The organism is Stenotrophomonas sp. YJH_SMC_64, assembly GCF_059371375.1.
Genome location: NZ_JCAFUN010000014.1, coordinates 141,081 through 156,280, shown reverse-complemented (window position 1 = coordinate 156,280; position 15,200 = coordinate 141,081). Strand labels below are relative to the sequence as shown.

Annotated in this window: 11 protein-coding genes; 7 read left to right on the top strand and 4 right to left on the bottom strand. The window is 68.2% G+C overall.

Features of this window, described 5'->3' with window-relative positions; genetic code table 11:
- Nucleotides 1-3 precede the first annotated feature (3 nt).
- From bioB to bioC, 5 genes are all read left to right on the top strand, one after another.
- Nucleotides 4-1,047 (top strand): biotin synthase BioB, encoded by a 1,044-nt coding sequence (bioB, locus tag AC5P9L_RS16350; protein ID WP_005411515.1) that lies wholly within the window; start codon nt 4-6, stop codon nt 1,045-1,047.
- A 67-nt stretch (nt 1,048-1,114) separates the two neighbouring features.
- Nucleotides 1,115-2,338, top strand: coding sequence for an 8-amino-7-oxononanoate synthase (gene bioF, locus AC5P9L_RS16345; protein ID WP_111189701.1), 1,224 nt, complete (start codon nt 1,115-1,117; stop codon nt 2,336-2,338).
- A gap of 17 nt (nt 2,339-2,355) precedes the next feature.
- Complete coding sequence (bioH, locus tag AC5P9L_RS16340) at nt 2,356-3,135, top strand: pimeloyl-ACP methyl ester esterase BioH (protein WP_111189700.1); 780 nt, start codon at nt 2,356-2,358, stop codon at nt 3,133-3,135.
- A gap of 29 nt (nt 3,136-3,164) precedes the next feature.
- Nucleotides 3,165-3,944, top strand: a complete 780-nt coding sequence (locus AC5P9L_RS16335) for an SDR family oxidoreductase (protein ID WP_111189699.1) — start codon at nt 3,165-3,167, stop codon at nt 3,942-3,944.
- 12 nt (nt 3,945-3,956) lie between these two features.
- The gene (bioC, locus tag AC5P9L_RS16330; protein WP_005414800.1) at nt 3,957-4,841 is read left to right on the top strand and encodes a malonyl-ACP O-methyltransferase BioC; all 885 of its coding nucleotides are present in this window, start codon (nt 3,957-3,959) and stop codon (nt 4,839-4,841) included.
- Between the two features lie 938 nt (nt 4,842-5,779).
- Here bioC and AC5P9L_RS16325 read toward each other — a convergent pair.
- Together AC5P9L_RS16325 and AC5P9L_RS16320 are read right to left on the bottom strand one after the other, a co-directional pair.
- Nucleotides 5,780-6,424 carry a YdcF family protein gene (locus tag AC5P9L_RS16325; RefSeq protein ID WP_279915645.1) on the bottom strand — a complete coding sequence of 215 codons (645 nt, stop codon included), beginning with the start codon at nt 6,422-6,424 and terminating at the stop codon, nt 5,780-5,782.
- Nucleotides 6,409-7,371 carry a pyridoxal-phosphate dependent enzyme gene (locus AC5P9L_RS16320; RefSeq protein ID WP_099498198.1) on the bottom strand — a complete coding sequence of 321 codons (963 nt, stop codon included), beginning with the start codon at nt 7,369-7,371 and terminating at the stop codon, nt 6,409-6,411. The genes AC5P9L_RS16325 and AC5P9L_RS16320 overlap by 16 nt, the downstream gene beginning before the upstream one ends.
- A gap of 159 nt (nt 7,372-7,530) precedes the next feature.
- Here AC5P9L_RS16320 and AC5P9L_RS16315 point away from each other — a divergent pair, with 159 nt between their 5' ends.
- A complete protein-coding gene (locus tag AC5P9L_RS16315) occupies nt 7,531-8,019 on the top strand; it encodes a hypothetical protein (RefSeq protein ID WP_024958802.1) in 489 nt (162 codons plus the stop codon).
- Between the two features lie 548 nt (nt 8,020-8,567).
- The gene (gene mnmG, locus AC5P9L_RS16310; protein WP_099497326.1) at nt 8,568-10,457 is read left to right on the top strand and encodes a tRNA uridine-5-carboxymethylaminomethyl(34) synthesis enzyme MnmG; all 1,890 of its coding nucleotides are present in this window, start codon (nt 8,568-8,570) and stop codon (nt 10,455-10,457) included.
- 170 nt (nt 10,458-10,627) lie between these two features.
- On the opposite strand, the gene smeC is transcribed toward mnmG, so the two are convergent.
- Nucleotides 10,628-12,043, bottom strand: a complete 1,416-nt coding sequence (gene smeC / locus AC5P9L_RS16305; protein WP_262101808.1) for a multidrug efflux transporter outer membrane subunit SmeC — start codon at nt 12,041-12,043, stop codon at nt 10,628-10,630.
- The gene (gene smeB / locus AC5P9L_RS16300) at nt 12,040-15,189 is read right to left on the bottom strand and encodes a multidrug efflux RND transporter permease subunit SmeB (protein WP_111118374.1); all 3,150 of its coding nucleotides are present in this window, start codon (nt 15,187-15,189) and stop codon (nt 12,040-12,042) included. The genes smeC and smeB overlap by 4 nt, the downstream gene beginning before the upstream one ends.
- Nucleotides 15,190-15,200: the final 11 nt, after the last annotated feature.

Sequence of the window (15,200 nt, the reverse complement as noted above, 5' to 3'; positions counted from 1 at the left end):
GCCATGGCTGCTGCCATCCGCCACGACTGGCAACACGACGAACTGCAGGCGCTGTTCGATCTGCCGTTTCCCGAGCTGCTGTTCCGCGCCGCCGCGGTGCACCGCGAGCACTTCGATCCGGCGCAGGTGCAGGTGTCCACGCTGTTGTCGGTGAAGACCGGAGGCTGCCCGGAAGACTGCGCGTACTGCCCGCAGGCGCAGCGCTACAGCACCGGGGTGAATGCGCAGAAGCTGATGGAGACCGACGCGGTGCTGGCCAAGGCGCGCCAGGCCAAGGCCGCCGGTGCATCGCGCTTCTGCATGGGTGCCGCGTGGCGATCGCCGAAGGACCGCGACATTCCGAAGGTGGCGGCGATGATCGCCGGGGTGAAGGCACTGGGGCTGGAGACCTGCGCCACGCTGGGCATGCTCAGTGGCGAGCAGGCGCGTGCGCTGAAGGATGCGGGCCTGGACTACTACAACCACAACCTCGACACCGCGCCGGACTACTACGATTCGATCATCCACACGCGCCAGTACCAGGACCGTCTGGATACGCTGGAGCACGTGCGCGATGCCGGCCTGAAGACCTGCTGCGGTGGCATCGTCGGCATGGGCGAGACGCGCGCGCAGCGCGTCGGCCTGCTGCTGGCGCTGGCCACGTTGCCGGCACACCCCGATTCGGTGCCGATCAACAAGCTGGTACAGGTGGCGGGCACGCCGCTGCATGGCAGTGCCGAGCTGGACCCGTTCGAGTTCGTGCGCATGATTGCAGTGGCGCGCATCGCCATGCCGCGCTCGATGGTGCGGCTGTCGGCCGGGCGCGAAGCCATGAGCGACGAACTGCAGGCGCTGTGTTTCCTTGCCGGTGCCAATTCGATCTTCTATGGCGACAAGCTGCTGACCACCGGCAACCCGGAGAGCGAGCGCGACCTGGCTTTGTTCGCCCGGCTGGGCCTGCAGCCGATGGCGGTGCAGGTGGATGCCGAGGGCCACGACCACGGCGGCACCGTGCACGCCGATATCAGTGCCGATACGCCCGGCTGCGGCTGCGCTCACGCGGCCTGAGACGGGCCGCAAGCAGGCGCCGCGGCAACGCGCTACCCTAGCCGCCCCGTCGACGCATTCAGCCACCATGGCCCGCCCCGACCTGACCGCCCGCCTCCACGCCCAGCGCGCCCTGCGCGATGCCCAAGGCCGTCGCCGCCCGCGACGCACGGTCACCCGTCGCGATGGCGTGCGCCTGGAAGTGGACGGCCAGTGGCTGACCGGCTTCTGCAGCAACGACTACCTCGGCCTGGCCCAGCAGTTCAGCGTGGTCAACGCGCTGCAGGACGCCGCCGCACGCGAAGGCGCTGGCGCCGGTGCCTCGCACCTGGTCTGCGGCCATCATGCCCTGCATGAGGCGCTGGAACGCGAGGTGGCCGAATGGCTTGGCTATCCGCGTGCGCTGCTGTTCGGCAGTGGCTTCGCCGCCAACCTGGCGGTGCAGCAGGCGCTGCTGAGCGAAGAGAACGATGTCTGCGTACAGGACAAGCTCAACCACGCCAGCCTGCTCGATGCCACCCGGTTGGCCGGTGCACGCCTGCGCCGTTATCCGCACCTGGATGCGGAAGGCGCAATGCGTCAGCTCAAGCATGCGCCCGATGGCGCGGCAATGCTGGCCACCGATGGTGTTTTCAGCATGGATGGCGACATCGCACCGCTGCGTGCATTGTCGCTTGTGGCACGCCTGCAGCAGGCGCTGTTCTATGTGGATGATGCGCACGGTGTAGGCGTGGTCGGTGATGGCCGGGGTGCCGTGGCCGCCGCCGGACTGGGCGTGGACGATGTGCCGCTGCAGCTGGTCACGCTGGGCAAGGCACTGGGCGGTTCCGGTGCACTGGTGCTGGGCCGCGACGACCTGATCGAGCATCTGGCCGAAACCGCACGCCCGTACATCTACACCACCGCCGTGCCACCAGCGATGGCCGCCGCTGCGCTTGAAGCGGTGCGCCTGGCGCGCAGGGACAACTGGCGCCGTTCCAAACTGGCAGACCTGATCGCGCTGTTCCGCAGCGAAGCACGCCGCCATGGGCTGGACCTGATGGCTTCGGACACGCCGATCCAGCCGCTGCTGTGCGGCGATGACCACACCGCCGTGGCCATGTCCACGGCGCTGGAACAGACCGGCTGGCTGGTCGGTGCGATCCGCCCGCCGACCGTGCCGGAAGGCAAGGCGCGCCTGCGGGTGACGCTGTCCGCGCTGCACACCCCGGAACAGGTGCGTGGCCTGGTCGAGGCCATTACCAGCGCGCGCGAACGCGTGGCCCTGGCCGTGCGTGAAGCCGCGCCACCGCCGCTGCCTGTCTTTGCCTGAGTTCCGTGTCGTTGCCCATGCATATTGACGTCACCGGCCGTGGGCCGGACCTGGTGCTGATCCACGGTTGGGCCCTGCAGGGCGGCGTGTTCGCGCCGCTGGTGCAGCGGCTTGCGGACCAGTTCACCCTGCACCTTGTCGACCTGCCCGGCCATGGGCACAGCCGCGAGGACGCCACGCCGCTGCGCCTGCCGTTCGTGGTCGGTGCCATTGCCGCGGCTACGCCGCCGGCGGTGTGGTGCGGCTGGTCACTGGGCGGCCTGTTCGCATTGCACGCGGCGGCCACGCTGCCAAAGGTGCGCGGGCTGGCGATGATCGCCGCCACGCCGCGCTTCGTGCGAGGCGAAGACTGGCTGCACGCGGTGGAGCCGGCGGTGTTCGAGCAGTTCGGCCGCGAGCTGGCGACCGACTTCGGCGGCACGCTGGAACGCTTCCTCGCGCTGGACGTGATGGGTTCGGCGCACGCCCGCGAGGAGCTGCGCACGCTGCGCCAGCGCCTGGTCGAGCGCGGTGCGCCCACCGAACGCGCCCTGCTGGAAGGCCTGCGCCTGCTCGAAAGCACTGACCTGCGCGGCGCACTGCCAACGCTGGGCAAGCCCAGCCTGTGGATCGCCGGCCAGCGTGACCGGCTGGTGTCTCCGGTGGCGATGCAGGCCGCCGCAGCACTGGCCCCGGGTGCGCAGGCGCTGACCATCGCCCACGGCGGCCACGCGCCGTTCCTTGGCCATGCCGACGAAGTAGCCGCCGCCCTGCAACACTTCGTTGCCGCCCTGTCGCCGGCTGATGGCGGACAATGAGCACCTTCCGAATTCCGCAGGACTGACGCATGGATCTGGGCATCAACGGCCGCTGGGCACTGGTCTGCGGCGCCAGCAAGGGATTGGGCCTGGGTTGCGCGCGTGCGCTGGTGCGCGAGGGCGTCAACGTGATGATCGTGGCCCGTGGTGACGCTGCGCTGCAGGCCGCCGCTGAAGAACTGCGTGCCATGCCCGGCGCTGCCGAGGTGCGCGCGGTTGCCGCCGATGTCACCACCGAGGCCGGCCGTGCTGCGGCACTGGCCGCATGCCCGCAGGTGGACATCCTGGTCAACAACGCCGGTGGTCCGCCGCCCGGTGATTTCCGCAATTTCGAGCGCGACGACTGGATCGCCGCGCTGGACGCCAACATGCTGGCGCCGATCGCGCTGATCCGCGCCACCGTCGACGCGATGATCGAGCGTGGCTTCGGCCGCATCGTCAACATCACCTCGTCGGCGGTGAAGGCCCCGATCGACATCCTGGCGCTGTCCAACGGCGCGCGCAGCGGCCTGACCGGTTTCGTCGCCGGCCTGTCGCGCCGCACCGTGGCCCACAACGTCACCATCAACAACCTGCTGCCCGGCCAGTTCGACACCGACCGCCTGCGCGCCAACTTCGCCCACAGCGCGGGCAAGGACGGCGATGCTGGCGAAGTGGCCGAACGCCGCCGCCAGCAGATTCCCGCCGGCCGCTTCGGCACGCCGGACGAGTTCGGCGCCGCCTGCGCCTTCCTGTGCAGTGCGCAGGCCGGTTACCTCACCGGGCAGAACCTGCTGATCGACGGCGGCGCCTACCCCGGTACGTTCTAAGAGACTTTCGCAATGCCGTCCCACTTCGATGCCCGCCACGTCCGCCGCGCGTTCGCGCGTGCCGCCAGCAGCTACGACGCCGCCGCCGCCCTGCAGCGCGAGGTGCAGTCGCGGCTGATCGAATCGCTGGACTACCTGGAGGCACGCAAGCCCGAGGTGGTGCTGGACATCGGCGCGGGTACCGGCCATGCCAGCGCGTTGATGAAGAAGCGCTGGCCGAAGGCGCAGGTGATCGCGCTGGATGTGGCGCTGCCGATGCTGGACCAGGCCAAGCGCCAGGCCGGCTGGTGGAAGCCGTTCCAGCGCCTGTGCGGCGATGCCGCCGCGCTGCCGCTGGCCGACAACAGCGTGGATGTGATCTTCAGCAATCTGTGCCTGCAGTGGGTGGACGACCTGCCGGCGGTGTTCGCCGGATTCCGTCGCGTGCTCAAGCCCGGTGGCCTGCTGCTGTGCTCGACCTTCGGCCCGGAAACCCTGGTGGAACTCAACGAAGCGTTCGCCGCCGCCGATGATCGTCCGCACGTGAGCCGCTTCGCGCAGATCGCCCAGTTCGGCGACGCGCTGATGATGGCCGGCTTCCGCGACCCGGTGCTGGACCGCGATCTGTTCACCCTGACCTACGACGACCTGCCCTCGCTGATGCGCGAACTGCGCGCGATGGGCGCGACCAACGCGCGGGTGGACCGCCGCCATACGCTGACCGGGCGTGGTCGTTTCGCGGCGGCGGCGGCGGCGTACGAGCCGATGCGGCGCGCCGACGGCAAGCTGCCCAGCAGCTGGGAAGTGATCTATGCCCACGCTTGGGCACCGGACCCGGGCGCGCCGATCCGCGAAGGCGGGCATGACGTCGCCTCGGTGCCGGTGTCGGCGATTCCGATCCGCCGCAAGCAGACCTGATCGTCTGGTAGTGCCGGCCGCTGGCCGGCAACCTCACGATTCCATGATGGCCATCTGCCGGCCAGCGGCCGGCACTACCCAATGCGACGCCATACGCGAATCGCTCTGGTAGGTGCCGACCTTGGTCGGCACAGTGCCGGCGACATCGCGATCTGACAGGTTGTACCAACCAAGGTCGGCACCCACCAAATTCGGGCGGTGTCGGCGATTCCGATCCGCCGCAAACAGACCTGATCGTCTGGTAGTGCCGGCCGCTGGCCGGCAACCTCACGATTCCATGGGGGGCATCTGCCGGCCAACGGCCGGCACTACCAAATGCCACGCCATACGCGAATCGCTCTGGTGGGTGCCGACCTTGGTCGGCACAGTGCCGGCAGCATCGCGATCTGACAGATGGTGCCAACCAAGGTTGGCACCTGCCAATTCCGAGCGGTGTCGGCCATTCCAATCCGCCGCAAGCAGACCTGATCGTCTGGTAGTGCCGGCCGCTGGCCGGCAACCTCACGATTCCATGATGGGCATCTGCCGGCCAGCGGCCAGCACTACCAAATGCGACGCCATACGCGAATCGCTCTGGTGGGTGCCGACCTTGGTCGGCACAGTGCAGGCAGCATCGCGATCTGACAGGTTGTACCGACCAAGGTCGGCACCCACCAAATTCGGGCGGTGTCGGCGATTCCAATCCGCCGCAAACAGACCTGATCGTCCGGTAGTGCCGGCCGCTGGCCGGCAGCATCGCGATCTGACAGATGGTGCCAACCAAGGTTGGCACCTGCCAATTCCGAGCTGTGTCGGCGATTCCGATCCGGCGCAAGCAGACCTGATCGTCTGGTAGTGCCGGCCGCTGGCCGGCAACCTCACGATTCCATGGTGGGCATCTGCCGGCCAGCGGCCGGCACTACCCAATGCGACGCCGCGCGCAAAGCAGGCTTCCGCCCTCAGGTATTGGCCGGCGAACTCAACGGCGGGCGCACCAGGTCGCGGTGGAAGAAATAGATTTCCTGCACCAGGAAGCGCCAACTGGTGTGGAAGCTGCGGAAGCGCGTGCTGGGCGTGGACGAGGCCAGCGCATCGATGCCGAGCGCGTTGCTCAGGCGCAGCGCGCGCGCCATGTGCAGCGGATCGCTGACGACGATCACCCGGTGCAGGCCGCGCTGGTCCATCAGCCGCTTGGCTTCAACCAGGTTCTGCACGGTATTGCGCGAAGCGGTTTCGATCAGGATCGCATCGTCCGGCACGCCATGCTTCAGCGCGTAGCGCCGCGCCACCTGCGACTCGGAGAAGCGCGCACCGGTGCCGCCATAGCCACCGGTGAAGATCAGCAGCGGCGCATAGCGTGCTTCATACAGATCCAGCCCGTGGCGGATGCGTTCTTCGAACACCGGTGACGGCTTGGCGTCATAGGCGGCCGCACCCAGCACGATGATGGCGTCGGCCTTGGCGGCCTGGTCGCGTTCACCCACCCAGACGATCCAGGCGGTCACACCCAGCAGCCAGATCCCCAGCAGCACGAACAGCCGCCACAACCAGCCCAGCAGGCCGGTGCGTTCGCGGTGCCGCCCGCGGCTCACGCCGCCCCCCAGCGCAGCGCTGGCAGGTCGACGTTGCCGCCGGACAACACCAGGCCCACGCGCAGGCCGGCGAAGCGCTGCGGGTGCGCCAGCACCGCAGCCAGCACGGTGGCCGAAGAGGGCTCCACCACCTGCTTGAGCACGTCCCACAGCAGGCGCATCGCCGCCAGCGTCGCGGCGTCATCGACCACGATCACCTCGGCACCGGCGGCGCGCAGCAACTCGAAATTGGGCGCGCCAATCAGGGTACGCAGGCCATCGCAGATGGTGTCCGGGGTGAACGCGCCCTGGCGCTCGCCGATGGCCAGCGAGCGCGCGGTGTCATCGGCGCCGGCCGGCTCGGCCAGGATCAGCCGGGTCTGCGGACTGGCGTGCTGCAGGGCCAGCGCGGTACCGCTGGCCAGGCCACCGCCGCCCACCGGCACCACCAGCGCGTCGAACGGGCCGTCGCTGTGCAGCAGTTCCAGGGCCGCGGTGCCCTGCCCGGCCATCACCGCCGGGTTCGTATAGGGATGCACCAGGGTTGCGCCGGTATCGGCCTGCACCTTGGCGCAGGTGGCCTCGCGGTCGGCGATGGTCGGCGGGCAGCGCCAGAGCGTGGCGCCGTGGCGGGCGATGTTGGCCAGTTTGGCGGCCACCGCCCCCTCCGGCACCACCACATGGCAGGGGATGCCCCGGGTGCGTGCGGCCAGGGCCAGCGCGGCGCCGTGGTTGCCGGAGGAATGGGTCACCACACCAGCACTGGCGCGATCGGCATCCAGCGACCACACCGCATTGCAGGCACCACGGAACTTGAATGCGCCACCACGCTGCAGGTGCTCGGCCTTGAAGGCCAACTGCGCACCGGTCATTGCATCGAGGGTGCGCGAGCGCAGCACCGGGGTCACGCTGGCATGCGGGGCAATCCTCGCAGCAGCAAGCAGGACATCATCGGCGCGGGGCAACAGTGAATCGCTCATGACGCAAGATTAACGTATGCCCCCGCGCTGGCGACCGGGGCACAGGTCATGCCAGCATGCAGGCCTACGCCTCCATTCATCCTGGCCAGCCGAATTAAGGGCCGATTCAATGCCCGCGCACGAAGCTGGCTGCACATCCGTCCTCTGGGGGGACCCACCATGAAAATGCGCCTGTTGCTTGCCGGTGGCCTGTTGTTGGGCCTGACTGGCTGCACCACCTACGACTATGTAGGCGGTGGCCGCGGTGGCGGCTACTACCACGGCGCGCCGTCGGTGGAGTACCGCTACCCGGCCGGCTATCCCTACAACTACGGCTACCCGTACTACGGTGGCTATGGCGGCTATTACGGCGGCTATGGCAACCCGTACTACTCGCGCCCGATCTACCGCCCGCCGCACAACCACCGCCCGCCGCCGCGCCCGCCCGGCAACGGTGGCGAGAACCGTCCGCCGCCGCCGAGGCCGTCGTACAACGGCGGTTCCCCGTGGCGGAACATGGATTCGATGCGTCGCCCGCCGCAGTCGAACATGCAGCCGCCGGCGCCCGCACCGCAGGCCCGCCCGGCCCCGGCACCGAGTGCGCCGAGGATGAACGGTTCCCCCTGGCGCAACATGGATCGTGCGACGCAGCGCACAGTTGAGCGCTGAACCGTCTTGCATTTCACACGGTCTAAGCCGCAATCTACGCGGACAGTGACGGCCCGCGTCACAAAGTGACAAAAACGACACGGGCCGCCGCAAAAAGCTCTACGTCGATATCCGACAGGAACATCTGGATCCCCCCTGTTCCGGCCCTGTCGGATGTCGGCACCTCTGAAGGCAGACGGCCCCGCAATGCGGGGCCGTTTGTTTTGCCGGGCCGCCAACCGGCGAGAGCCCCAGCGTCAGTAGATCCACGCCATGCGTGGACGGGGCCTTTCCCGGCACCCCAAAAAAACAGGGCCGGACAGTCCCCCGACTGCCGGCCCTCTGCTCCCCCACCGTGCGCCTGTACCGGCCCCTGTTCCAATTCCGGTCACGGGCGCCTGCGGCGCCAGCCACGGTGGGTGCTATTGGGTTATCTGCAAAAATCCTGCCAACTTTAGGGCTGATTTCGGCGCCGGCCGGCCGGTACCGACGTCCCGGCCCCGAATGGCGCTAAAATCGCCACCCCGGCGCCGCCCCCGGCCGCGCCCGCCCCCAGCTGAACAGCCCCCATGAATCCGTCCTTCCATCGTTACGACGTCATCGTCATCGGCGGTGGCCACGCTGGCACCGAAGCCGCGCTGGCCGCGGCCCGCACCGGCGTGCGCACCCTGCTGCTGACCCACAACATCGAAACGGTGGGCGCGATGAGCTGCAACCCGGCCATCGGCGGCATCGGCAAGGGCCACCTGGTCAAGGAGATCGACGCCCTGGGCGGTGCGATGGCGCATGCCGCCGACCGCGCCGGCATCCAGTGGCGCACGTTGAACGCCTCCAAGGGCCCGGCCGTGCGTGCCACCCGTTGCCAGGCTGATCGCAACCTGTACCGCATGGCGATACGCGCCATCGTCGAAGGCCAGGCCAACCTGACCGTGTTCCAAGCCGCAGTGGACGATCTGGTCATCGAAGGCGACGCCGTGCGCGGCGTCATCACCCAGACCGGCCTGCGTTTCGACGCCGGGGCCGTGGTGCTGACGGCCGGTACCTTCCTCGCCGGCAAGATCCATGTGGGCCCCACCCAGTACGCCGCCGGCCGCATGGGCGACCCGCCGGCCACCACGCTGGCCGCGCGCCTGCGCGAGCGCCCGTTCCAGATGGACCGCCTGAAGACCGGCACGCCGCCGCGCATCGATGGCCGCTCGCTGGACTACAGCGTGATGGACGAACAGCCCGGTGATTCCCCGCGCCCGGTGATGTCCTTCCTCGGCTCGGTGGACGAGCATCCGCAGCAGGTCAGCTGCTGGATCACCCACACCACCGAACAGACCCACCAGATCATCCGCGACGCGCTGCATCGCTCGCCGCTGTACAGCGGCCAGATCGAAGGCATCGGCCCGCGCTACTGCCCGTCCATCGAGGACAAGGTAGTGCGCTTCGCCGAGAAGGCCAGCCACCAGATCTTCGTCGAACCCGAAGGCCTGGGCATCATCGAGATCTATCCCAACGGCATCTCCACCTCGCTGCCGTTCGACGTGCAGCTGGAGATGGTGCGCAGCATCCGTGGTTTCGAAAACGCACACATCACCCGCCCCGGCTACGCGATCGAGTACGACTTCTTCGATCCGCGCGGGCTGAAGGCCTCGCTGGAGACCAAGCTGGTCAACGGCCTGTTCTTCGCCGGCCAGATCAACGGCACCACCGGCTATGAAGAAGCGGCCGCGCAGGGCCTGCTGGCCGGCCTCAACGCCGCACGCCAGGTACGTGGACTGGATGGCTGGTGCCCGCGCCGCGACGAGGCGTACCTGGGCGTGCTGGTGGATGACCTGATCACCCACGGCACCAACGAGCCATACCGCATGTTCACCAGCCGCGCCGAATATCGCCTGCAGCTGCGCGAGGACAATGCCGACCAGCGCCTGACCCCCGCCGGCCGCGAAATGGGCCTGGTGGATGACCATCGCTGGAGCGCGTTCGAGACCAAGCAGGCCGCCGTCGCCGCCGAGCGCGCGCGCCTGGGCGCACTGTGGGCGACCCCGGCCAATGCGCTGGGCCGCGAGGTACAGGACACGCTGGGCGTGGCGGTCAGCCGCGAAACCAATGTGCTGGACCTGATCAAGCGCCCCGAGCTGGATTACGCGCAGCTGATGCAGGTGCCGTCGCTGGGCCCGGCCGTGGCCGACGCCAAGGTGGCCGAGCAGGTGGAGATCGGCGTGAAGTACGCCGGCTACCTGGATCGCCAGCGCGAGGAAATCGAGCGCCAGCAGCGGCATGAGGCCACGCCGATCGCTGAAGCCTTCGATTATGCGACGGTACGCGGGCTGTCGGCCGAAGCGCTGCAGAAGCTGGAGCGCGTGCGCCCGCAGACCATCGGCCAGGCGCAGCGCATCCCGGGCATGACCCCGGCAGCGATCTCGCTGCTGCTGGTGCATCTGGAGCGGGCGCGCCGCGGCCGCGTGGCATAAGCGGTCGCACCTGCTTCTGGTGGGGGCCGACCTGGGTCGGCACATGAGTCTGCCCTGGTGGGTGCCGACCTTGGTCGGCACGAATCATCAGATCGCGATGCTGCATGCATTTGTGCCGACCAAGGTCGGCACCTACCGGAGCGGAAGGCACACCCACATTGGCGGGCCCGTTACCGCGCGTCCGCGCCACCACCCAACACCTTGAACAACGTCACCCGGTTGCCCGCCTCCTGCTGCTGCAGGGCGATCAGGTCCTGCTGCGCGGCATACAGGCTGCGCTGCGCATCCAACGACTGCAGGTAGCCATCCAGTCCGGTGCGGTAGCGCGCATCGGCCAAGGTGTAGCTGCGCTGGCTGTCAGCCACCAACGCGCGTTGCGCGTCCAGCTGCGCGGTCAGGTGATCGCGCGTGGCCAGCGCATCGGCCACCTCACCGAAGGCCTGCTGGATCGCCTTCTCGTACTGCGCGATGCCGATGTCCTTGCCGATCTTCGAGGCATCCAGCGAGGCCTTCAGTGCACCGGCATGGAAGATCGGCGCGGTGATGCTGGGCGCGAACGACCAGCCACGGGTGCCGGCCGAGAACAGCGTCGACAACGCGGTGGAACTGTGGCCGTAGTTGGCGGTCAACGCCAGCGTCGGAAAGAATGCGGCGCGCGCGGCACCGATATCGGCGTTGGCTGCCTGCAATGCATGCTCGGCGGACAGCACGTCCGGGCGCTGCAGCAACACGCTGGACGGCAGGTTGGCGGGCAGCGGCGCCAATGCGACGCTGCCATCCAGCGCCTGCGCGGTTGGCAGCAGGGCCGGATCCAGCGGTGCCCCCACCAACAGCTGCAATGCATCGCGATCCTGCGCCTGCTGGGCCTGCAGCTTCGCCAGCGCCCCGCGCGCGGCTTCCACGCTGGTCTGCACCTGCGACAGGTCCAGGCCCGAGGCCAGCCCCTGTGCATGGCGGGCCTCGGTGCGCTGCAGGGTCTGCTGCTGGCTGTCCAGCGTCTGTTGCGTGAATGCCAGCGACTGCTCGTCGGCCGCCAGCGCCAGCCACGCCGTCGCCACTTCAGCCACCAGGCTGGTGCGCACGGCGCGCTGGTTCTCGGCGCTGGCCAGCCAGTTCTGCAGCGCCTCGTTCTTCAAGCTGCGGATACGCCCGAACAGGTCCAGCTCCCAGCTGCTGATGCCCACCTGCACGGCATCGGATTCGGTCACCTGGGTGACGCCGGTCTCACTGTTGGCATCGCTCACCCGCGAACGGGTGACACTGCCGCTGGCATCTACCGACGGCAGCAGTGCCGCGCGCTGGATGCGGTACTGCGCGCGCTCCTTCTCCACCTGCAGCACCGCCACGCGCAGGTCGCGGTTGTTCTGCAGCGCCAGCGCGATGACCTGCTGCAGGCGCGGTTCCAGGAACACGTCGCGCCAGGCCGGCATCGCCAGTGCCGGTTCGGCCGCGCCGATGGCGGCATTGCCGAACTGTGCCGGCACCGGCGCCTCGGGTCGCTGGTAGTGCGGGGCCATGCTCACGCAGCCGCCCAGCACGGCGGTCATCGTTGCGGCCGCCAGGGCGCGCAGCAGCATCGGCTTCATGGGCTTGTCTCCGGGACAGTGGCGTCGGCCGGCGCGCGGCCCGGGAACAGGCGGCGCACCAGCAGGTAGAACAACGGCACGAAGAACATGCCCAGCACCATCGAGGCAACCGTACCACCGGCCACGCCGGTACCCAGCGAACGGCGCGCAGCCGAACCGGCGCCGGTGGCGAACACCAGCGGCAGTACGCCCATCAGGAACGCCAGCGAGGTCATTACGATCGGCCGCAGCCGCAGATAGACGGCCTGCAGGATCGCTTCGCGGGTGCTCTTGCCCTGCTGTTCGAGGATGCGCGCGAACTCGACGATCAGGATGCCGTTCTTCGCTGCCAGACCAATCGTGGTCAGCAGGCCGACCTGGAAGTACACGTCGTTGTTGAGGCCACGCAGGTTCATCATCAGCACGGCGCCGAACATGCCCACCGGCACCGCCAGCATCACCGCGAACGGCACCGCCCAGCTTTCATACAGCGCGGCCAGGCACAGGAACACGAACAGCAGCGAGATGGCGTACAGCATCGGCGCCTGGTTGCCCGACAGCTGTTCCTGGTAGGCCATGTCCGACCAGGCATGGCTGAAGCCTTCCGGCAGCGTGTCGGCCAGGCGCGCGATCTCGGCCATCGCCTCGCCGGAGCTGACGCCCGGTGCCGGCTGGCCGGTGATTTCCATCGCCGAGATGCCGTTGTAGCGCTGCAGTGCGGCCGGCGCACTGGTCCAATGCGTGCTGATCAGCGACGACAGCGGCACCATCTGCCCGGCCTGGTTGCGCACGCTCCAGCGCTCGATGTCCTGCGGCTGCATGCGTGCTTCGGCGGTGCCCTGGATGAACACCTTCTTGATGCGGCCCTTGTAGATGAAGTTGTTGACGAAGTCGCCGCCCAACGCCGCGTTCAAGGTGTCATTGACGTCCTGCGGGTTCACGCCCATCGCCTGCGCCTTGGCGTCGTCCACCTTCACGGCGTATACCGGCGCGTCTTCCAGGCTGGCGTAGCGCACGTTGACCAGCTTCGGGTCCTTGGCGGCTTCCTTCAGCAGCGTGTTGCGCGCGGCCACGGCGGCGGCATGGCCGGCACCGCCTTCGTCCTGCAGTTCCAGGGTGAAACCGCCCGCATCGCCGAGGCCCAGGATGGCCGGTGGCGAGGTGATGAACACCTGCGCATCGGGCACGCTGGCCATCGCCCGCGTCAACCGTGCGGCGATGGTATCGGCGTCGTCCTTGCGGTCATCCCAATCCTTGAGCCGGATGAAGGCCTGGCCGACGTTCTGGCCGCTGCCGGTAACACTGAAACCGGCGGTGGCCTGGATCGAGAGCACGCCGTCGTCCTTCACCGCGACGGCACTCAGACGATCCATCACCGCCCGCGTCTGCTCCAGCGTGGAACCGGCCGGCAGCTTCACCAGCGCGTTGAGCATGCCCTGGTCTTCATCGGGCAGGAACGCGCCCGGCAGGTGCCACAGCAACAGGCCGGTGGCCACGCTCAGCACCAGGTAGAACAGCACGCCGAGCGTGCGGCGGCCGAGGAAACGATCCACGCGGTGACGCAGGCCGTTGGAGGTGCGCTCGAACCGGTGGTTGAACCAGATGAAGAACTTGCCCAGCAGGCTCGGCTCGCCACCGTGGTCGCCATGCGGATGGCCGCCCTTGGGAATCGGGTGCAGGATGCTGCCACACAGTGCCGGGGTGATGGTCATCGCCACCAGCACCGACAGGATCATCGCGGCGGCGATCGTCACCGAGAACTGGCGATAGATCACCCCGGTTACACCGCTGAAGAACGCCATCGGCAGGAACACCGCGGTCAGCACCAGCACGATGCCGACCAGCGCGCCGGTGATCTGGCCCATCGCCTTCAGCGTGGCCGGCTTCGGCGCCAGCCCTTCGAAGGTCATCACCCGCTCTACGTTCTCCACCACCACGATGGCATCGTCCACCAGCAGGCCGATGGCCAGCACCAGTGCGAACATGGTCAGGGTGTTGATCGAATACCCGAATGCAGCCAGCACGCCGAACGTGCCCAGCAGCACCACCGGCACCGCGATGGTCGGGATCAGCGTGGCGCGCCAGTTCTGCAGGAACAGGTACATCACCAGCACCACCAGGATGATCGCTTCGATCAGGGTGATCACCACTTCCTTCAGCGAAATGGTCACGAATGGCGTGGTGGTGAAGGCCACGTGGGCGGTGTAGCCATGCGGCCAGTACTTCTGCAGCTGCTGAAGCCGTGCATCGATGGCCTTGGAGACGGCGATCGCGTTGGCACCGGCATTGAGTTCAATGCCCAGCGACGCCGACGGCTTGCCATTGAAGGTGCTGATGCTGTCGTAGCTTTCCGGCCCGAGGCCGATCTTCGCCACGTCGCCCAGACGCACCACGCTGCCGTTGGCATCGGCCTTGAGCACCACCTGCGCGAACTGCTCGGGCGTGTGCAGGCGGCTGCGCGCGGTTACCGTGGCGTCGAGCTGCTGGCCCTTCAGCGCCGGCTGGCCACCCAGCTCACCGGCGGAGACATCGGTGTTCTGTGCCTGCAGTGCGGTCTCGATGTCCGAGGGCATCAGCGCGTACTGGCGCATCTTCTCCGGATCCAACCAGATGCGCATGGCGTATTCCTGGCCGATCGGCTGGATGTTGCCGACACCGCTGACGCGGCTGATCTGGTCATCGATGCGCGCTTCCATGAAGTTGGCGACATCGAAGTTGTCCATGCTGCCGTCTTCGCTGGTGAACGACAGCACCTCGAAGATCGAACCACTGGACTTGGTAATGGTCAGGCCGTTCTGCTGCACCGCCTGCGGCAGCGTGGCCATGGCGGCCTGCAGCTGGTTCTGCACCTGCACCTGCGCGGTATCCGGATTGGTACCGGTGGCGAACACCAGGTTGACCTGCGCCGAGCCGTCGGAGGCACTGGTCGAGGTCATGTACATCAGGTGATCGAGGCTTTGCTGGGACTGCTCGATGACCTGGGTGACCGCGTTTTCCACGGTCTGCGACGAGGCGCCGGTGTAGGTGGCGCGGATGGTGATGGTGGGCGGAGCGATCTGCGGGTAGCGGTCCACCGGCAGGATCAGGATCGCGAGCAGGCCGAGCAGGCTGACCGCGATGGCGATCACCCAGGCGAAGATCGGCCGGTCGATGAAGAAACGAACCATGTGGGCCAGGC

Bases quoted from the DNA above. Each gene is read 5' to 3' on its own strand.
- bioF (WP_111189701.1), top strand. From the start codon at position 1,115: ATGGCCCGCCCCGACCTGACCGCCCGCCTCCACGCCCAGCGCGCCCTG.
- bioB (WP_005411515.1), top strand. From the start codon at position 4: ATGGCTGCTGCCATCCGCCACGACTGGCAACACGACGAACTGCAGGCG.
- bioC (WP_005414800.1), top strand. From the start codon at position 3,957: ATGCCGTCCCACTTCGATGCCCGCCACGTCCGCCGCGCGTTCGCGCGT.
- AC5P9L_RS16335 (WP_111189699.1), top strand. From the start codon at position 3,165: ATGGATCTGGGCATCAACGGCCGCTGGGCACTGGTCTGCGGCGCCAGC.
- smeB (WP_111118374.1), bottom strand. From the start codon at position 15,189: ATGGTTCGTTTCTTCATCGACCGGCCGATCTTCGCCTGGGTGATCGCC.
- AC5P9L_RS16315 (WP_024958802.1), top strand. From the start codon at position 7,531: ATGAAAATGCGCCTGTTGCTTGCCGGTGGCCTGTTGTTGGGCCTGACT.
- mnmG (WP_099497326.1), top strand. From the start codon at position 8,568: ATGAATCCGTCCTTCCATCGTTACGACGTCATCGTCATCGGCGGTGGC.
- smeC (WP_262101808.1), bottom strand. From the start codon at position 12,043: ATGAAGCCGATGCTGCTGCGCGCCCTGGCGGCCGCAACGATGACCGCC.
- bioH (WP_111189700.1), top strand. From the start codon at position 2,356: ATGCATATTGACGTCACCGGCCGTGGGCCGGACCTGGTGCTGATCCAC.
- AC5P9L_RS16320 (WP_099498198.1), bottom strand. From the start codon at position 7,371: ATGAGCGATTCACTGTTGCCCCGCGCCGATGATGTCCTGCTTGCTGCT.